We start from the raw sequence: 17985 nt of genomic DNA, 5'->3' as shown, positions 1-17985 counted from the left end.
CGCCCGACCACTCAGAACAGGAAACACGTGTCCAAGAGCATCGAAGTCAACGACCTCAACGTCTACTACGGCAACTTCCTCGCCGTGGAGGGCGTCTCCCTCGACATCCAGCCGCGCAGCGTCACCGCGTTCATCGGCCCCTCGGGTTGCGGCAAGTCCACGTTCCTCCGCACCCTCAACCGCATGCACGAGGTCATCCCCGGCGCTCGCGTCGAGGGCGAGGTGCTCCTCGACGGCAAGGACCTCTACGGCCCCGGCGTCGACCCCGTGCTCGTGCGTCGCCAGGTGGGCATGGTCTTCCAGCGCCCCAACCCGTTCCCCACGATGTCGATCAAGGAGAACGTGCTCGCGGGCGTCAAGCTCAACAACAGCCGCATGTCGAAGAGCGACCAGGACGACCTCGTCGAGAAGTCGCTCACCGGCGCGAACCTGTGGAACGAGGTCAAGGACCGCCTCGACCGTCCGGGTTCCGGCCTCTCGGGCGGACAGCAGCAGCGTCTCTGCATCGCCCGCGCGATCGCCGTCTCGCCCGAGGTGCTGCTGATGGACGAGCCGTGCTCGGCCCTCGACCCGATCTCGACCTACGCGATCGAGGAGCTGATCGGCGAGCTCAAGAACGAGTTCACGATCGTCATCGTCACGCACAACATGCAGCAGGCGTCGCGCGTCTCCGACAAGACCGCGTTCTTCAACATCGCCGGCACCGGCAAGCCCGGCAAGCTGATCGAGTACGACGACACCACGTCGATCTTCACCACCCCGTCCGTGCAGGCCACCGAGGACTACGTCTCGGGCCGCTTCGGATGATCTGACGCCGTCGGCCGTCTGACAGGGCTCGGGGACTTCGGTCGCCGAGCCCTGTCGCGTGCCCTCCCCGCCCCGACCCCGCACGACTTCGGGGACCTGGTGCCCGCCTCAGTCGCGGGGCGAGAGCAGGTACGTGTTCAGCTCGTCGGTCAGAGGCTGGTCGACCGGGAGAGCGGCGCCGTCGACGGCGGTGATCGCCGCCGCGAGGCGCACGCTCGACACGAGCCACGCGGCATCCGCCCGGGGAAGATCGGATGCCGGGATCCGGTCATACCCGACCTCGAAACCGCGGGCGGCGAGGTGCTCGTAGACGCTCAGCTGCGTGGTGCCGTGCAGGATGCCGCCGTTCGGCGCCGGCGTGACGAAACGGTCTCCGAACCGGAGGATCAGCGACGCGGTCGGCGCCTCGAGCACGAAACCGTCGCTGGAGAGGAAGATCGCGTCATCCGCGTCACGGCGGTGCGCCTCCCGCAGTGCGGCCATGTTCACGGCGTACGAGAGGGTCTTCGCCCCCAGCAGCAGCCACGGCGCCCGTTCGGCGGCGCCGAGGTCGTAGCCGCGGTCGAGGGTCACCACACGCACACCGTTCGCGCGCACGGCACGGAAGTCCGCTGCCGGGGCCGCGGTCACCCATGCCGTCGGCGTCGGTCCGTGCTCCACTCCCCTGCTGAGGATGAGCTTGATGACGGCCTCGCCCTCGCCGCACTCGTCGGCGGCCTGATCGATCGCCTGCCGCCACTGCGCCAGGTTCGGCGCGGGCAGGTCGCAGAGGCGTGCGGAGTGCGCGAGACGCTCGAGGTGCGGCACGACCTCCTGGGCGTGGCCGTCGACCACTCCGATCGACTCGAACACGCCGTCGCCGCGCTGCGTGCTCAACTCGCCCACGCTGAGGGCGGGAGCCGCCGCGTCGACGTGGGTGAACGTGTCACCGTAGTCGGCACGCTGCTCGTCGGCGGTGACGGGATCGATCATGAGTGCGAAGCGCCGGTTCATGATCCGAGCCTAGAGCGCCGGGAATACCTTCGCTCGTCTCGCGTTACACTGGTAGAGGCCGGGCCGCATAACCCCGGGCTCCATTTTTCGCCGCTGCGAGCGGCCTTCCGCCGAGAGGCGTTCTTGCGGCCCGGTCTTTTTTCTTGCCCGGACTTCTTGCCCGAACTTCCCGCTCCGGGCCGCACTCGTCCGCTCAGGCCAGCGCGCCCGACCGCCACAGCACACTCGCCGCGGAGAGGTCCTGCGCATAGCTGCTCAGTCGCAGCGCCCGGGTCGTCAGTTCACTGGCCCGCCCCGGCTCGGTCGCCTCGTAGTCGTCGGCCGTATGCGTCGCTCCGGACGCCTGTACGCGGCAGAACGCGGCCGCGCGCTCAAGCGCCACCGCGAAGTCGCCGCGGAACGCTCCGCGCAGGATCGTGTCGACCAGCGCGACGATCTCCTCCGGGCTCGCCGGGACCGGAGCACCGGCGATGGCGGCGTCGACCGAGGGAAGCTCGACGCGTCCGCGCTCGTACAGCAGAGCCGAGGTCTGCGGATCGGTGTGGATCGCCAACTGCAGCAGGTACAGCCGCCAGAGCGCACCGGGAAGCGTGCGCGAGGGCGCCTTGGACCACAGTTCCGCGATCTCGTCGATTCCGTGCTCGGCCGTGAACGCCACCAGGCGATCGGCACTCGCACCGCTCTCGTCGGCGCGCACCCGCGCCAGCAGGGCGGATGCCGTGGCGTGCGCGATGCGCGTCTCCTCGGCGGGATCGTGCGCCCCGACGAGGTTGTCGAAGGAGGCGGAGGGGCGTCGCACGGGGCGGTGGTGCTGCTCGGGCATCCCACCAGGGTACGCGCGATCGGTGACGCTCAGGCCGTGGGGATCGCGATGATCGGGTCGGTCGTGGGCAGGCCGCTCGGCGAGCCGCCCTCTTCCTCGACCGTGACGGCGATGACGTCACCCTCGTGCATCGAGCCGGAGAGCACGGCGGTGGCGGTCGTGCCATCGGCGTCGAACACACCGGCCGGAACCGGGGTCTCGCCGCGCACGAACCACATCTCGTACGTCTTGCCGTCGGCAGGAGCCGCGAGACCGTCGGTCACGAGCACGGCGGAGCCGAGCGATGCCGACCAGTGGGCCGTGGCCGTGGTGCCGTCGTCGAGCGTGACACTCGCCTGCGCGGCATCCGACGCTCCCGTGATCTGCTCGAGGGCCACGACGCTCGCCGGACGGTTGAGGTAGTCGTTCAGCGCAACGGAGCCGATGCCGACGCCGACCAGGAGTGCGAGGCACGCCGCGAGCGCGAAGATCGCGCGTGACCAGCGGCGGGGCGGGCGGATGCTGTCGACCGTCGAGGTGTCGGCCGATCCGGAGGACGCTGCGGCAGGCGCGGCCTGCTCGTCGTCCGTGCGGCCGTCCTGCGGCATCTGCACGCCCTGCACCTGCGGCGTCTGCGCGATCTGCGAGAGCAGCGCGGCGCGGATGTCGGGCCGGGGCACTTCACCGGTGAACGGGGCCGAGAGGGTGGCGGCGGTGGCGGCATCCGCCTCGACGATGCGCTCCCACTCGGGGTGCTCGTCGAGGGTACGACGGAAGCGCGCCTCGTCCTCAGGAGAGAGCGCGTGCAGGGCGGCGCCAGCCGCGAGCTCTGCGAAGTCCTTCTCGTTCATGCCATCACCCCCATCGCCGACCGGAGCCGGGTGAGTCCATCCCGCATCCGTGTCTTGATCGTCCCCAGCGGCGCTCCCAGGAGCGCCGCGATCTCGTTCTGACTGTAACCGCCGTAGTAGGCGAGGACGATCGCTTCACGTTGAGCTTCGGGTAGGCCGGAGAGTGCGCCGACGACGCGCTCACCTTCCATGCTCAACTCGACCTGCTCCGCCACGCTGTCGTGGGCCACCCCGATGTCCCGCAGTCCCGCCCGGACATCTCGATCCGAACTGGACTGCGAGGATCGGACGCGGTCCACCGCCCGGCGGTGCGCCATCGTCATGATCCATGTTCGTCCTTGCCCCTTGTTCGGAGCGAAGCGCGAAGCGGATTGCCAGATCTCGAGAAAGACCTCCTGGAGCACTTCCTCGCTCTGCGAGCGGTTCACGAGGACTCGGAGGATGAGACCGAACACGCGGGAGGAGAGAAGGTCGTAGAGCTCCGCGAAGGCCCGCTGGTCGCCGGCGGCGATGGCGAGGAGGAGGTCGGCGACGGCATCCCGCGCCGTGCCGTCCTCGGGAACATCCATCCCATCGATGACCATCTCCATAAGCATGCCGTATTCCACCCCTCCTGCTCTGCATCCGACGCCCGATATCCGCTGATTCCTCGCGGAATTCTCGAAGATTCCGCGGCCCGCGCCCCGCATCACGATCGCGTCACGCTCGCGCGCGTGCTCCTTTTCCGTCGGATGTCGTTCGTGCTGGTGCGCCGATCGGATTGGCGGGGCCGTTCGAGACGGATCTCGAAGAAATCTCGAATTCTTCCCATCCGATCGGCGAGGGGTTCCGAACACCTGTCAACGCCACGGAGAGGCCGTGGTGGTAGTTCATCTGAAGGAGCTCGAAATGTTCAGCACCAAGAAGAAGGTCACCGCAGCACTGACGCTCACGGTGGCGAGCGCGTTCCTGCTCTCGGCATGTTCCATGGGCAGCGGCGAAAGCACCACCGAATCCGAGGAGCCCATGGCGCCGGAGAGCTCGCAGTCGTCCGAGCCCATGGAGATGGACCCGGCGGCCAACCTCGTGGGCCCCGGTTGCGCGGCGTACGCCGAGCAGGTTCCGGACGGAGCGGGTTCGGTCGAGGGTATGTCGAAGGACCCGGTCGCGGTCGCGGCATCCAACAACCCGATCCTCACCACGCTCACCGCAGCGGTCAGCGGACAGCTCAACCCCGATGTCGACCTCGTCGACACGCTCAACGGTGACGAGTTCACGGTCTTCGCACCGGTCGACGACGCCTTCGCGAAGATCGACCCGGCCACCATCGACGCCCTCAAGACCGACAGCGCCACGCTGAGCTCGATCCTGACGTACCACGTCGTCCCCGGCCAGATCACGCCGGACGACATCGTGGGCACGCACCCGACCGTCAACGGAGCCGACCTCGAGGTCACCGGTAGCGGCGACGAGCTGCAGGTCAACGGCGCCAACGTCATCTGCGGTGGCGTCCAGACCGCGAACGCCACCGTGTACCTCATCGACACGGTGCTGATGCCCCCGGCTGAGTAAGAGCGGGAGAGTGCCGATGGGGACCTCGGCACGACGACCTCCGTCATCCGGGGAGGGATGACGCGGGGCTGAAGAGGGCCGTTGACGATAGCTGTGTCGTCAACGGCCCTCTTTCTGCGCCCTAGACTGGGAGCACGGGCCTCTAGCTCAGTTGGCAGAGCATCGGACTTTTAATCCGCGGGTCGTGGGTTCGAGCCCCACGGGGCCCACCGCATTCCCCGCACCGTTCATCGGTCGGGAGAGACCTTCCACGCATCCTCACCCGTGGCGATTCGCTTCGAGGCGTTGAGCCTCGCTGCGGCCGTCGCGGGTTTGCGCGCCGCCTGGTCGGCGATCGCGGCCGAGAACTCCTCGGCGAACGTCAACCGCGGCACCCGCCGCACGATCTCGGCGATGAGCTGCGCATCCCACAGATCTGCCGCAGCGTGCGCGACATCGAGGCTGGTCGCCGCCTCCAGCAGGTAGCCCTCGGGATCCTCGTCGACGTCGACGCTCACCCACATGTGCCGCTGGATCACCTGGCCGAGCCGCTCGCGGCGGTGCTGCGACCACCCGGCTCCGGCGGCGAAGACCTCCGAGACCGCGGCCCCCGCATCTTCGAACGCCACCGTGTGGCTGTCGAACGCGGGAACGATCCCGACGTCGTGCAGAACGGATGCCACGAAGAGCAGTTCCTCGTCGATTTCGAGGCCCCGCGAGTCGGCGAGGGCTTTCGCCCAGACCCACGAGCGGAGGGAGTGGTTCAGCACGGCGGGCGTGCACCACTGCCGCGCGACCTCCAGCGCACGCTCCGACGCCGCGGTGGGCGGCACGAGCAGACGGTCGGCGAGGGCGGAGACGGGCGCGGAGGTCGACATGGTGCGAGCCTAGCGGCGCGGCCGCTATCACCCCTGCCGCGCACTGGCCACCCCCTTCACGGCATCCGCCCCTCGCGGCAGAGTCGGAGCATCCACTCCCCCTCCTGAAAGGACGACGACCATGGCGACTCTCACCGGAAACCGCGTGGCATTCCTGGCGACCGACGGCTTCGAGGACAGCGAGCTGACCAGCCCGTGGGAGGCGGTGACGGCCGCGGGTGCGAGCGCCACGTTGATCGCCCCGGCGGCGGGCAGCATCACCGGAAAGAACGGACACGAGCAGCCCGTCGACCTCATCTCCGGCGACACGAGCGCCGATGAGTTCGAGGCGCTCGTTCTGCCGGGCGGCGTGGTGAACGCCGACCACCTGCGGCTCGACGAGGCATCCGTCGCCCTCGCGAAGGAGTTCTTCGCACAGCACAAGCCCGTCGGAGTCATCTGCCACGGAGCCTGGATCCTCATCGAGGCCGACGTCGTCGACGGGCGCACGCTGACCAGCTACCCGAGTCTCAAGACCGACCTGCGCAACGCCGGAGCGACCTGGGTCGACGAGGAGGTCGTCGTCGACGCGGGCCTCGTCTCGAGCCGCACCCCGGACGACCTGCCGGCGTTCAACGCGAAGGTCGTCGAGGAGATCGGCGAGGGTCGCCACGAGGGCCAGACCGCCTGACCCGCATCACCATCGCGCCCGGGGCAGGATCAGGCACCTCCCCGGGCACGATGCCGTCGTACCGCGGCCCGGTTCGCGCATCGCACCGAACAGAATCGTTGGCGGCCGTTCCGGGTGACGTCGGCGACGACGTTCGTGCAGGGGGATGCCGCGCAGCGGCCGAGTCTGCTCATGCCACGAGTGACCAGGTGGAGCGAGGTGCCCAGGTTGATGATCGCCCGCAGCACATACGGAAGCGAGGGCACGTCGTCGCGGTAGTGCAGGTGCCAGCCCTCTCCGTCGTGATTCGTGAGCCGCGGGTACGCGGCCGCCTCCGCGAGCTGGGCATTGAGGAGTTCTGCACGCGCGTCGGGGTCGGCTTCGTCGACGATCCGGAGCCACTCGTCGATGACGTCGCGCACGCGGGCGTGGTCGTCGGCGGCGGGCGGGAAGGTCATCGTCATGCCCATCTCGATCGTGCGCTCCTCGATCCCGGCACGGTCGGCGGGCCAGTCGTTGGCGAGCGAGGTCGCCAGGAGAACCGCGTACTCTCCGTAAGGGTTGAGATGCATAAGGGCATTACATCACGCTGGTGTCATGATCTCCACGGACACCCTCCCGATCCCCCGACCGACCGCCGTCCCGATGGCGCACGAGCACTCCTGGCTCACCGAGTCCCGCCATCCGACGAGCGAGGGCGTCGTCGTCTACGTGCGGTGCGGGGCGTGCACCGCACGTCGCATCGATCTGCGCCCGTCGAGCGCTGCGCCGTCGACCTCCCTGCCGCCGATCGCGATGAGCCGCAGCGTCGGAGAGTCGCCGAACGTCAGGCCGTGAGCTCTGCGAGCTTTCTCACGGTGCGCAGGTTCCGTGCCGTGCCGGCGACCCCCAGCGCGCGATCGAGAACGGCTTTCGTGAGCTTCGACGCATGCACTCCGGACTCGGCGTAGGAGAGCCACAGATCGTGCCCGACGAGGGCGATCTCCTCCCCCGGCACCAGACGCTCACGCAGCGCCGCGACCGCACCCTTCTGCGGAGCGCCCTCCAGGAACATCGCGTGCAACAGCTTCTCGACCGGATCGACGAACGGCTGCGTCGCGAGGGCTCGCGCGAGCGCATCGTGCGTGCGCAGGATCACCGGAGTGTCGACTCCGAACTCGTCATGGATGAGCGACCGCACGCGCGCGCAGGCCGCGACCGGATCGGATGGATGCCGACACACGATGTTGCCGCTCGCGATGTACGTCGAGACGTCGTCGAGCACCCCGGCATCGTTCAGCGCCGAACGCAGCTCGGCCATCGGCACGCGATTGCGACCGCTGACGTTCACGGCCCGCAGCAGCAGGACGCTGCGGCTCACACCTCGGCGCTCACGACGAGCTCGGCGCCCGCGTGGGCGAGCTCGATCAGCGCCGCCTCGCTCGACTCGGCACCGACGCCCGCGACCAGATCGGTGAGCACCCGCACGCGCACCCCGTGGGCGACGGCATCCAGAGCGGATGCCCGGACGCAGTGATCCGTCGCGATCCCCACCACATCGGCGCTGATCACCCCAGCCGCCGTCAGCACGGCTCCGACCGTCTCGCCGGAATCCGTGACACCCTCGAACATCGAGTAGGCGGGCAGCCCCTGCCCCTTGCGCACGTGGTGGGTGACGGCATCCGTCTCCAGCAGCGGGTCGTACTCGGCGCCCGGCGTGCCCGCTACGCAGTGCACCGGCCAGGAATCGACGTAGTCGGGGCTCTCGGCGAAGTGCCCGCCATTGTCACCCTCGGCGTCGTGCCAGTCGCGCGAGGCGACGATCACGTCATAGTCGCCGGCGTGGGCGGTGAGGTATGCCGAGACCGCGGCGGCGACCGCATCACCGCCCGCGACCGCCAGGGTACCGCCCTCGGTGAAATCGTTCTGGACATCGACGATGAGAAGCGCTCTGCTCATGATTCGAGACTACGCCGCCGGGAAGAGGAAAGCCCCCGTGATGTTCTTCGCATCACGGGGGCTGTCGGAGCCGCTTGTCAGAATCGAACTGACGACCTTTTCATTACGAGTGAAATGCTCTGCCGACTGAGCTAAAGCGGCGTGCGACGGACGAACCGGCGCGATCTCCGATATTACCCTGTCTCGCGCTCGCTCGCGAATCGAGCGCGACTCACGCGCGTGTCACACGCGTGCGTCGCGCACGTCACTCGCAGCGGAGGCCGTCTTCGGGCACCACGTCATCGAGGAAGAACGCCTCCACGGCGTTGTCGACGCATCCGTTGCCCTTGTTGTAGCCGGTGTGCCCCTCGCCCACGCGGGTGATGAGCACGCCCTCGTCGAGCTGATCCGCGAGCGCCTCCGACCACTCGTACGGCGTGGCCGGGTCGTTGGTCGTACCGATGACGAGGATGGGTCCGGCACCCTCGGCCGTGATCTCCCCGCGCGTTCCCGTGGGCGGGTAGGGCCACACCTCGCACGAGTCGGGGCCGGTCCAGTACGGCGCGATGGTCGGCGCACCCTCTTCGATCTTCTTCGTGGTCGCGGCTTCGGCGGCGGGGTCGTCTTCGACCGGGTAGTCCATGCAGTTGTACGCGCGGAACGCCTCGGTCGAGTTGTCGGTGTACGAACCGGCCTCGCGGCCGTTGTAGAAGTCCGCCAGCACGAACGCCGTCGACGGGTCGCCCTGCAGCGCCTGGTCGAGCGCCTGCGTGAGGAACGTCCAGCTGTCCTGCGAGTAGAGCGCGGCGATGATTCCCGTCATCAGGGAATCCGCACCGAGCATCCGTCCGTCGCCGTTCTCGAGCGGCGTGCGATCGACGCTCGCGAGCAGCGCACCGAGATCCGCCATGGCGTCGTCCACCGAGCCGTTGAAGGGGCAGCTCCCGGAATCGAGGCAGTCCTGCATGTACGCGCGGAGCGCGGATTCGAATCCGAGAGCCTGCGTCGCACCGACCTCGAGCCCGGGAACCGACGGGTCGATCGCGCCGTCGAGCACGAGGCGCCCGGCCTTCTCGGGGTAGAGGTTCGCGTAGGTCGCGCCGAGGAAGGTGCCGTAGGAGTAACCGAGGTAGTTCAGCTGCGAATCGCCGAGCACGGCACGGATCAGGTCCATGTCGCGTGCCGCGTTGATGGTGGTGATGTACGGCAGGATGCCGTCGCTGTTCGCGTCGCACGCCTCGGCGAACGCGGTGTTGCGCTCGGTGAGCTCGGCCTCCCACTCGGCGCTGCCGCGGGGCGAGGTCGGGACGTCGTAGAGGTAGGCGTCCATCTCGGCCGCGTCGAAGCAGCGCACCGCCGTCGACTCGCCCACGCCGCGCGGGTCGAAGCCGATCACGTCGTAGTTCTCGATGAGGTCGGCGCCGACCGCGTAGTCGAGGCTGTCGCGAATGAGGGCGACGCCACTGGCGCCGGGGCCGCCGGGGTTGGTGAGCAGGGAGCCCATCGGCGTCTGCTCGGCCTGGTGCCGGATGATGGAGAGTTCGATCTCGCCCTCTGCGGGGTTCTCCCAATCGAGCGGTGCGGTGACCGTCGTGCAGTCGAAGCCGGCGCTGCCGCAGGACTCCCAGGTCAGCTCCTGCGAGTAGAACGGAAGGAGCTCTTCGGACACCCCGTCGGTGTCGGGCGCACCGGTCGCCGACGGGCGCGTCGCCGTCTCCTCGGGGATCATCGAGTAGAGGCAGCCGGAGAGCGCCACAGCGGCGACGGCGAGGCCGGCGACGAGTGCGGCGGCACGGCGGAGGCGGGGAGTCTTGCGGATGTTCACGGTGTCCTCCCGCTCGTGATGGTCACGAGCAAGCTCTCGAGGGCGAGCAGCGGTGCGACGTTTCGCTCCAGCGCCTGCCGGGTGTCGGCGAGGTGGTCGAGTACGACCAGCGTACGGGTCTCGGGCCAGGCTTCGGCGAGCGCGCTCAGCTCGGCCCGGAGCTCACGGTTGATCAGTTCGTCGGTGCGGCCGAACTGCAGCATCACGACGTCGCGGAAGAGCGACTGCATGTCGGTGAGCACGCGGTCGATGCCGTCGCGCAGACTGCGGGTGGCGCGCTTCTTCTGGTCGTCCTCCAGGGCCGAGAGCTGGGAGCGCAGTGCCGGGGGGACGGCCTGCCCTTCGGCGACGCCCACCATGCGCAGCAGGTTCGCCCGCTCGGCCGCGTCGCGCTCGGCGGTCAGAGCCTTCGCATCCTCGGTGGCGGCCTGGATGATGCGCCCGGCGACCTCGACGGCATCGCCCACACCGCGCACGCCGATCACCGAGCGCAGAGTGTCGTCGCGCCGGCGACGGGCGGCCTCATCGGTCGCGAGTCGCTGCGCCATACCGATGTGCCGCTGGGAGTGGCGGGCGGCCTGCTCGGCCACGACCTCGTCGACGCCCGTGCGCAGACTGATCAACCGCGCGACGTCCGCGACGTCCGGTTCGCGGAGCCGCAGCGAGCGCACGCGCGAACGGATGGTCGGGAGCAGATCGGCCTCGCTGGGGGCGCAGAGGATCCAGACGGTCTTCTCCGGCGGCTCCTCGAGCGCCTTCAGCAGGACGTTCGAGGTGCGCTCGACCATGCGATCGGCATCTTCGACGACGATGACGCGGTAACGACCGGCCGAGGGAGCGAAGTACGAACGCTCGACCAGGGCGCGCGCCTCGGCGATCGTGATGATGACCTTGTCGGTGCGCAGCGCCGTCACATCGGGGTGCGTGCCCGCGAGAACCTGCCGCATGGTCGCATCATCATCGGGCCGGTCGGCGACCAGCGCCGCAGCGAAGGCGTAAGCGAGGGTCGAACGCCCGGACCCCGGCGGACCGGTGATCAACCAGGCGTGCGACAGCGCCGACGGATCGGATGCCGCGTCGCGCAGAGTCTCGACCGCGGCATCCTGCCCCCACACATCGGCCCACGGGAAAGGGGCGGCGATGGTCTCAGGCATGCACTCAGCCTAATCGGCACCACCGACGCCGACCGCATGCGGTCGTGGCGCTGTGCGGAGGAGGGGGCTCAGGCCAGGAACGACGCGACCCGCGCACGGATCTCGCCGGCGATCACGTCGACCGGCGAGGAGGCGTCGATCACGAGGAAGCGTTCCGGTTCTGCGGCGGCGAGCGCAAGGTACGCATGGCGCACTCGACCGTGGAATTCGGCCTTCTCCGCTTCGAGCCGATCGAAGGGCTTGTCTGCCGAGTCGAGCCGGGTGCGGGCGGTCTGCGGGTCGAGGTCGAGCAGCACCGTGAGGTCGGGCAGCGCCCCCTCGGCGGCCCAGAGCGACAGCTCGCGGATCTCGGTCGCATCGAGCACGCGGCCCGCGCCCTGGTAGGCGACGGACGAGTCGAGGTATCGATCCTGCAGCACGATGTCGCCCCGCTCGAGCGCGGGGCGCACGACGGTCGCGACGTGATGCGCCCGGTCCGCCGCGTACAGCAGGGCCTCGGCACGCGGCGCGATGTCGCCGCGGTGGTGGAGCACGATGTCGCGGATCAGCTGGCCGACCTCCGACCCGCCGGGCTCGCGCGTGCGCACGACCTCGTGGCCGGTCTCCGACAGCCAGGAGGCGAGCAGATCCGACTGCGTGGTCTTGCCCGAGCCGTCACCGCCCTCGAGCGTGATCCAGCGACCGCGGCCTTCCGTCACGAACCGGCCTTCTTCGCGGCGGCGTTCGCGGCGCGCGTCGCGGCCGCCTTCTTCGCCGCAGCCGAGCGTGCGGCTGCCTTCTCGGCATCCGTCGGAGCCTTCTTCGCTGCAGCCTTCTTGGCAGGAGCCTTCTTGGCAGGAGCCTTCTTGGCGGGAGCCTTCTTGGCCGGCGCTTTCTTCGCCGCCGCACGCGAGCCGCGCTTGGGAGCGGGGCCCTTCGCGCGCTTGTCGGCGAGCATCTGCACGGCGATCTCGAAGGTGATGTCCTCGGGCTTCTGGCCGCGTGGGATCGTGACGTTGGTCTCCCCGTCGGTCACGTAGGCGCCGAATCGACCGTCACGAATGCGGATCGGCTTGCCGCTGACCGGGTCGGCGTCGAACTCGGCGAGCGCGCTGGATGCCCGTCGGGCACCGTACTTGGGCTGCGTGTAGATCTCGAGCGCCTGCTCGAGGGTCACGTCGAAGATCTGCGATTCGCTCTCGAGCGAGCGCGAATCGGCGCCCTTCTTCAGGTACGGACCGAAGCGGCCGTTCTGGGCGGTGATCTCGTCGCCCGATTCGGGGTCGACGCCGACGACGCGAGGCAGGGTGAGCAGCTGCAGGGCGGTGTCGAGATCGATCGCGTCGACCGACATCGACTTGAAGAGCGATGCGGTGCGCGGCTTGGGCGCGGTCTCCTTCTTGGCACCGCGCTTCTTCGGAGCTTCGACGACCTCACCGGTCGTCTCGTCGACCGCGGCGTCCTCGGACACCGGGTCGTTCTCCTGCACGTACGGGCCGAAGCGTCCGTCCTTGACGACGACGATCTTGCCGTTCTCGGGGTTCTCTCCGAGAACGCGGTCGCCGGCGACCGGAGCGTCGATGAGCTCCTGCGCCTTCTCGGCCGTGAGCTCGTCGGGCGCGAGGTCTTCCGGGACGTTGACGATGCGCGGCTTGGCCTCGGGGTTCTCGGGGTCGGCGACCTCGAGGTAGGGGCCGTACTTGCCGAAGCGCAGGGTCGCGGTGTCGGTGATCGGTGTCGAGTTGAGCGCTCGCGCATCGATCTCGCCGAGGTTGTCGACGACCTTGCGCAGGCCGACGTGCGCGTCGGAACCGAAGTAGAAGCCCTTCAACCACTCGACGCGGTCCTGCTCGCCGCGTGCGATCGTGTCGAGGTCGTCCTCGAGCGAGGCCGTGAAGTCGTAGTCGACCAGCTCGGCGAAGTGCTCTTCGAGCAGGCGGACGACGCTGAAGGCGAGCCACGTCGGCACGAGCGCCTGGCCGCGCTTGACCGCGTAGCCGCGATCGAGGATCGTCTCGGGGATCGTCGCGAACGTCGACGGACGCCCGATGCCCTTCTCCTCGAGCACCTTCACAAGCGATGCCTCGGTGTACCGCGGCTTCGGCGTCGTGCGGTGCCCCTTGGCCTCGGCTTCGGCGACCGACAGCTCATCGCCCACGGCGACGGCCGGGAGCGACTGGTTCTCGGCGGCATCCGCATCGCCGCGCTTCTCGTCGCGACCCTCTTCGTACGCCTCGAGGAATCCCTTGAAGGTGTAGACCGTTCCGGATGCCGTGAACTCCGCGACCTGCCCGGCAGCGTTCACCGCGATCGTGACGGTCGTCGTCTCGTACTTCGCGTCGGCCATCTGGCTGGCGACGGTGCGCTTCCAGATCAGGTCGTAGAGGCGCTGCTCGTCACGGTCGAGCTCGGACGAGAGCGACGCGGGGGTGCGGAAGTTGTCGCCCGAGGGACGGATCGCCTCGTGCGCCTCCTGCGCGTTCTTGCTCTTCGACTTGTACACGCGGGGCTTGAGCGGCACCGCGGAGTCACCGTAGAGCGCGACCGCCTGGCTCCGCGCCGCCTGCACCGCCTGGGTGCTCAGCGACGTGGAGTCGGTACGCATATAGGTGATGTACCCCTTCTCGTAGAGGCGCTGGGCGACGCTCATCGCCTGCTTCGCCCCCATCGAGAGCTTGCGCCCCGCCTCCTGCTGCATCGTGGAGGTGGTGAACGGGGCGTAGGGGCTGCGGGTGCCGGGCTTGGCCTCGACCTTGGTCACCGTACCGGCGCCGGCCGATTCGACGGCCTGGGCGAGGGCCTGCGCCTTGGCTTCGTCGAGGACGACGACGGCCTTCTTCAGGGCACCGCGGTCGTCGAAGTCGGTGCCGCGAGCGAGCTGTCCGCCGTCGACGCGCACGAGGCGGATGCGGAACGACGTTCCGGTCGCGGCCGCAGCGGCGTCGACGTCCCAGTACTCGGCCGAGACGAACGCCATGCGCTCGCGTTCCCGGTCGACGATCAGGCGGGTGGCGGCGGACTGCACGCGGCCGGCTGAGATGCCGGTCTTGACCTTGTACCAGAGGACGGGCGAGACATCCCAGCCGTACAAGCGGTCGAGGATGCGGCGGGTCTCCTGCGCATCGACGAGCGCGTGATCGAGTTCGCGGGTGTTGCCGACGGCTGCCTGGATCGCGTCCTTGGTGATCTCGTGGAAGACCATGCGCTTGACGGGGACCTTGGGCTTGAGGGTCTCGAGCAGGTGCCAGGCGATCGCCTCGCCCTCGCGGTCCTCATCAGTGGCGAGCAGGAGCTCGTCGGCGGTCTTCAGGGCGCGCTTGAGCTCGGCGACCGTCTTCGTCTTGCGATCGGAGACGACGTAGTAGGGGTCGAAGCCGTTCTCGATGTCGATCGAGTACTTCCCGTAGGCCTCCTTGTCGGCGGCCGGGATGTCCCGCTTGTCAGCGAGGTCGCGGATGTGGCCGACGGAGCTGAGCACCTCGTAGCCGTCGCCGAGGTATCCCTGAATCGACCGCATCTTCGTCGGAGACTCGACGATGACGAGCTTCTTGCCTTCAGCCAAGGGTGCGTCCTTTCTTCGAAGCACACCATACACACCCCTGCTATCCGGGTGTGTCGCAGTGAGGAGGTACGTTCTGCCGTCATTCGCCCTCGGGAGGCCCGGCACGGGCTCGGGAGACGGCAACGACTCCAGCGTACGCCGACTCCACCTGCACGGTCGCCACGAAGCCCTCGATCGAGCATCCGGTGAGGGTCGCACCCGCAGCCCCGGCCACCCGCGCCGCGACGGCGCAGGGCTCGTCGGCGACGACGACGGCACCGCTGACGGCATCCGCCGCGGCGAGCGCCGCGGCATCCGCCGCGCCGGCGACCCGTTGCGCGGTGACGGCGGCACCGCCGACCGCGGCGAGCCCGAGGGCGAGGCCGGCCGCTGTCACCAGAACGCCGGTGGCGAGCGCGGATCCGGCCATCAGAGACCGCCCGCCAGGGCGCAGCTCGATGCCTGCAGCGGCACGGTGAGGACATTGCCGACGGCCACCTCCGTGCGCGCCGTCACGCAGACGAGGTCGCCGGAACTCGCGGACGACATGGTGGCACCCGGCGCCGCGCGCGCCACGGCATCGGCGGCGCGCCCCGTGTCTTCGCCTCGCCCGAGGAGGCGGGCGGCATCGGCCGCCGCATCCTGCAGGGACACCTGACGCGTGGCGGCGCCGAGCGCTCCGACGCCGAGGGCGAGCACGAGGACGACCGCCGGCAGCGCGAGGGCCAACTCGGCGGCGACCGATCCCCGGTCACCGCCGAGCCGCGTGAGTCGGAATCGCGGCATCACGCCACGGTCAGCGCCCGGCGCACCAGGTCGGTGAGGATGCCGCGCACCTCGTCGGAGCGCATGATGACCACGAGCAGACCCGCGAAGGCCACGGCGGCCATCGTGGTGATCGCGTACTCGGCCGTCGCCGCTCCGGTTTCGTCGCCGAACAGCGATGCGGCCCGACGCCGGTCGAGTGGGGGAAGTGCGTGCATGGTGTTCCTTCTTTCTGGTGTGACGCGGTCGCGTCGTCGTTCCGCTCATATCGGGAGCGGTGTGGAGGTCAGGACGCTGAGGAGCATCGGTGCGACGCCCAGCAGCAGGAAGGCGGGGAGCGTGCAGACGCCGAGCGGGAGGAGCAGCCGCGTCGAGAGGCGCGAGGCGCGCAACCTGCCCTCGACCCGCGACGTGTGGCGCTCCTGGGCAGCCGACGCGCGGAGGAGCTCCACGGCGGGGACGCCCGCCGCGCGCGACAGTTCGAGCACGTCGGGCACACGGTCCTCTCCCCCGTGCGCGATCGATCCGACCGCGTCGAGGAGCCCCAGAGCCCGGTCGATCGAGGCTCCACCCGCCAGGGCCACGGCGACGAGTTCGGCGCGCATGCCCGGTGTTCCCGGTGACGGCCGCGCACGCCGGAGCAGGCTCGCCGTCCAGGCCCGCGCGAGGAGCACGAGCGCTCCCCCGGCGAGCACGCAGGCGGCGCCGATCGGGTTCCGAGTGATGACCCCGATCGTGTCGAAGCCCAGCGCGAACCCCAGGAGAAGACCGGCGAGCGGCATCCACAGCAGCAGGCGCGCCGTGCCGGCAGGTTCGGCGAGGGCGATGCGCACGTCATCGGCCGCGGACGCGGCGTCGCGCAGGGTCTCGGCCAGCGTGCGCAGCACCTCGGCGAGCGGTGCGCCCACCGTGGTCGCGATCTCCCAGGCGGCTGCGAGATCGACCCACACCCCGCCCTCCGCCTCGATCGCGGCGGCGATGGGCTCGCCCGCGTCGATGCGCGACACGATGGCGATCGCGTGCCGGTCACCGGTCTCTGCGAGATGCCGCCAGGCCACCGTCGGCATGGCTCCCGCCTGCAACAGCACGGCCAGCGTCTGCACGGAGGTCGCGGCATCCGCACCGTGCGTCACATCCCGTACTCGCCGCCTCACCATGGCCGCACCTCCTCGATCGTCAGCCGCTCGTCCGCGAGCGCGAACACCCCGGCCTGCGCGATGCGCCGGGTTCCGCCGGGATCGCGCACGAGATGCAGCACGGTGCTGAAGGCGCTCACGGTCTGCCGCGCCAGCGCCGTGGAATCCATCCCCGCAAGTGCCCCGAGTGCTTCCAGTCGCGCCGGCACATCGGTCAGTCCACTCGCATGCAGGGTCCCGGCGCCACCATCGTGCCCGGTGTTGAGCGCGGTGAGCAGTTCACGGATCTCCTCACCGCGGCACTCGCCCACGATCAGCCGATCCGGCCGCATGCGCAGCGACTCCCTCACCAGACGCGCCAGGCTGATCCCTCCCGCGCCCTCGAGGTTGGCCTGGCGTGCTTCGAGGGCGACATGGTGAGGATGCCGCGGCCGCAGCTCGGCGACATCTTCGATCGTCACGAGACGCTCGGAGTCCGCGGCTTCTGAGAGCAGCGCGGAGAGCAGCGTCGTCTTGCCCGTGCCCGTGCCTCCGGTGATCAGCAGATTCGCCCGCTCATGCACCAGGCTCATCAGCCACCGCTGCATCCGTGCGTCGAAGCAGCCGAGCGCCGCGAGCGCATCGAGGTCGGCGGCGCGCACCCGAGGGATGCGGATCGAGATGGCGGTGCCGCTGGCCGCGACGGGGGCGAGTACGGCGTGCACGCGGATGCCGGAGTCGAGCCGCACGTCGACGCACGGCGACTGGTCGTCGAGATGGCGCCCTCCGAGACCGACGAGCGCGACCGCGAGATCGCGGACCTCTCGTTCGGATGCCCGCCACGCGGAGACGGGTTCGGCGCCCTCGCCCCGATCGAGGAACAGCCCTCCGTCGCCGTTGACGAAGACATCGGTGACGGCGTCGTCGGCGCAGTGCTCGGCCAGCATCCCGAACGCGGGGTCGATCCGCAGCGGGGCCGGCGGGATCGGCACCGAGGCGCCGTGCGGGCTCTCGGCGCCCCGGGGCTGGAGGATGAACGGATCGGCCATGCCCCGACGCTAGGCAACGGGTGGGACCCCGCCCGTCCACGGATGCGGTCGCTGTGCAGAACCCACGGCATCGGCGCGCCGTGCAGAACCGATCGCGGCGCCTCGCCGGTAACGAGAAAGGCGGCACCTC

The 17985-nt window shown here is 69.6% G+C and carries 21 protein-coding genes and 2 tRNA genes; 5 read left to right on the top strand and 18 right to left on the bottom strand.

The genetic code is table 11. The annotated features are described in order from the left end of the window. The first annotated feature begins 27 nt into the window (after nt 1-27). Nucleotides 28-807: a phosphate ABC transporter ATP-binding protein PstB gene (gene pstB, locus ACI2JZ_RS14955; RefSeq protein ID WP_247625033.1), complete on the top strand. Its 780-nt coding sequence runs from the start codon at nt 28-30 to the stop codon at nt 805-807. A gap of 108 nt (nt 808-915) precedes the next feature. Here the strand turns inward: pstB and ACI2JZ_RS14950 are convergent, their stop codons facing one another. The 4 genes from ACI2JZ_RS14950 to sigK form a co-directional block, all read right to left on the bottom strand. Next, nucleotides 916-1800: an aminodeoxychorismate lyase gene (locus tag ACI2JZ_RS14950; RefSeq protein WP_404598290.1), complete on the bottom strand. Its 885-nt coding sequence runs from the start codon at nt 1798-1800 to the stop codon at nt 916-918. 193 nt (nt 1801-1993) lie between these two features. Then, complete coding sequence (locus ACI2JZ_RS14945) at nt 1994-2623, bottom strand: DNA-directed RNA polymerase subunit beta (protein ID WP_404598288.1); 630 nt, start codon at nt 2621-2623, stop codon at nt 1994-1996. A gap of 29 nt (nt 2624-2652) precedes the next feature. Beyond that, complete coding sequence (locus ACI2JZ_RS14940; RefSeq protein WP_247625036.1) at nt 2653-3453, bottom strand: anti-sigma factor domain-containing protein; 801 nt, start codon at nt 3451-3453, stop codon at nt 2653-2655. Further along, nucleotides 3450-4049: an ECF RNA polymerase sigma factor SigK gene (sigK, locus tag ACI2JZ_RS14935; RefSeq protein ID WP_247957552.1), complete on the bottom strand. Its 600-nt coding sequence runs from the start codon at nt 4047-4049 to the stop codon at nt 3450-3452. The genes ACI2JZ_RS14940 and sigK overlap by 4 nt, the downstream gene beginning before the upstream one ends. Before the next feature lie 292 nt (nt 4050-4341). Between sigK and ACI2JZ_RS14930 the strand changes: the two genes are divergently transcribed. Together ACI2JZ_RS14930 and ACI2JZ_RS14925 are read left to right on the top strand one after the other, a co-directional pair. Continuing rightward, nucleotides 4342-5004, top strand: coding sequence for a fasciclin domain-containing protein (locus ACI2JZ_RS14930; RefSeq protein ID WP_247634185.1), 663 nt, complete (start codon nt 4342-4344; stop codon nt 5002-5004). A gap of 136 nt (nt 5005-5140) precedes the next feature. Beyond that, nucleotides 5141-5213, top strand: a tRNA-Lys gene (locus ACI2JZ_RS14925). A gap of 18 nt (nt 5214-5231) precedes the next feature. Here ACI2JZ_RS14925 and ACI2JZ_RS14920 read toward each other — a convergent pair. Continuing rightward, a complete protein-coding gene (locus ACI2JZ_RS14920; protein ID WP_404598287.1) occupies nt 5232-5861 on the bottom strand; it encodes an HD domain-containing protein in 630 nt (209 codons plus the stop codon). A gap of 121 nt (nt 5862-5982) precedes the next feature. On the opposite strand from ACI2JZ_RS14920, the gene ACI2JZ_RS14915 reads away from it, so the two are divergent. Further along, on the top strand, nt 5983-6531 hold the full coding sequence (locus tag ACI2JZ_RS14915) for a type 1 glutamine amidotransferase domain-containing protein (protein WP_404598286.1): 549 nt from the start codon (nt 5983-5985) through the stop codon (nt 6529-6531). Nucleotides 6532-6560: 29 nt separating this feature from the next. On the opposite strand, the gene ACI2JZ_RS14910 is transcribed toward ACI2JZ_RS14915, so the two are convergent. Beyond that, complete coding sequence (locus ACI2JZ_RS14910; protein ID WP_404598284.1) at nt 6561-7082, bottom strand: CGNR zinc finger domain-containing protein; 522 nt, start codon at nt 7080-7082, stop codon at nt 6561-6563. Nucleotides 7083-7107: 25 nt separating this feature from the next. Here ACI2JZ_RS14910 and ACI2JZ_RS14905 point away from each other — a divergent pair, with 25 nt between their 5' ends. Continuing rightward, entirely contained in the window at nt 7108-7347 is a 240-nt protein-coding gene (locus ACI2JZ_RS14905; RefSeq protein WP_404598282.1) for a hypothetical protein, read from the top strand. Here ACI2JZ_RS14905 and ACI2JZ_RS14900 read toward each other — a convergent pair. The 12 genes from ACI2JZ_RS14900 to ACI2JZ_RS14845 all read right to left on the bottom strand — a co-directional run bounded on the left by ACI2JZ_RS14900 (nt 7337) and on the right by ACI2JZ_RS14845 (nt 17855). Then, a complete protein-coding gene (locus tag ACI2JZ_RS14900) occupies nt 7337-7870 on the bottom strand; it encodes a DUF1697 domain-containing protein (protein ID WP_404598281.1) in 534 nt (177 codons plus the stop codon). The two genes, ACI2JZ_RS14905 and ACI2JZ_RS14900, sit on opposite strands and share 11 nt — an antisense overlap. Beyond that, nucleotides 7867-8448: an isochorismatase family protein gene (locus tag ACI2JZ_RS14895; RefSeq protein WP_404598280.1), complete on the bottom strand. Its 582-nt coding sequence runs from the start codon at nt 8446-8448 to the stop codon at nt 7867-7869. The genes ACI2JZ_RS14900 and ACI2JZ_RS14895 overlap by 4 nt, the downstream gene beginning before the upstream one ends. 68 nt (nt 8449-8516) lie before the next feature. Further along, nucleotides 8517-8589: transfer RNA gene (locus tag ACI2JZ_RS14890), tRNA-Thr, on the bottom strand. Between the two features lie 103 nt (nt 8590-8692). Next, complete coding sequence (locus ACI2JZ_RS14885; protein ID WP_247634176.1) at nt 8693-10252, bottom strand: alpha/beta hydrolase; 1560 nt, start codon at nt 10250-10252, stop codon at nt 8693-8695. Beyond that, the gene (locus tag ACI2JZ_RS14880) at nt 10249-11406 is read right to left on the bottom strand and encodes a DNA polymerase III subunit delta' (protein ID WP_404598278.1); all 1158 of its coding nucleotides are present in this window, start codon (nt 11404-11406) and stop codon (nt 10249-10251) included. The genes ACI2JZ_RS14885 and ACI2JZ_RS14880 overlap by 4 nt, the downstream gene beginning before the upstream one ends. Nucleotides 11407-11474: 68 nt before the next feature. After that, nucleotides 11475-12104, bottom strand: a complete 630-nt coding sequence (gene tmk, locus ACI2JZ_RS14875) for a dTMP kinase (protein ID WP_247625046.1) — start codon at nt 12102-12104, stop codon at nt 11475-11477. Further along, the gene (gene topA / locus ACI2JZ_RS14870) at nt 12101-14947 is read right to left on the bottom strand and encodes a type I DNA topoisomerase (RefSeq protein WP_247625047.1); all 2847 of its coding nucleotides are present in this window, start codon (nt 14945-14947) and stop codon (nt 12101-12103) included. The genes tmk and topA overlap by 4 nt, the downstream gene beginning before the upstream one ends. Before the next feature lie 79 nt (nt 14948-15026). Then, nucleotides 15027-15356, bottom strand: a complete 330-nt coding sequence (locus ACI2JZ_RS14865) for a helicase (protein ID WP_404598277.1) — start codon at nt 15354-15356, stop codon at nt 15027-15029. Continuing rightward, nucleotides 15356-15712, bottom strand: coding sequence for a TadE family type IV pilus minor pilin (locus ACI2JZ_RS14860; RefSeq protein ID WP_404598276.1), 357 nt, complete (start codon nt 15710-15712; stop codon nt 15356-15358). The genes ACI2JZ_RS14865 and ACI2JZ_RS14860 overlap by 1 nt, the downstream gene beginning before the upstream one ends. Next, complete coding sequence (locus ACI2JZ_RS14855) at nt 15712-15909, bottom strand: DUF4244 domain-containing protein (protein ID WP_247634171.1); 198 nt, start codon at nt 15907-15909, stop codon at nt 15712-15714. Before ACI2JZ_RS14855 ends, ACI2JZ_RS14860 begins: the two co-directional genes overlap by 1 nt. 45 nt (nt 15910-15954) lie before the next feature. Further along, nucleotides 15955-16848 (bottom strand): type II secretion system F family protein, encoded by an 894-nt coding sequence (locus ACI2JZ_RS14850; RefSeq protein ID WP_404598275.1) that lies wholly within the window; start codon nt 16846-16848, stop codon nt 15955-15957. Next, on the bottom strand, nt 16842-17855 hold the full coding sequence (locus tag ACI2JZ_RS14845) for a TadA family conjugal transfer-associated ATPase (protein WP_404598274.1): 1014 nt from the start codon (nt 17853-17855) through the stop codon (nt 16842-16844). The genes ACI2JZ_RS14850 and ACI2JZ_RS14845 overlap by 7 nt, the downstream gene beginning before the upstream one ends. Nucleotides 17856-17985 lie beyond the last annotated feature (130 nt).

Source organism: Microbacterium sp. NPDC087868, from assembly GCF_044900755.1.
Classification (GTDB): Bacteria; Actinomycetota; Actinomycetes; order Actinomycetales; family Microbacteriaceae; genus Microbacterium; species Microbacterium galbinum.
This window is presented reverse-complemented; position numbering and strand designations above follow the sequence as displayed.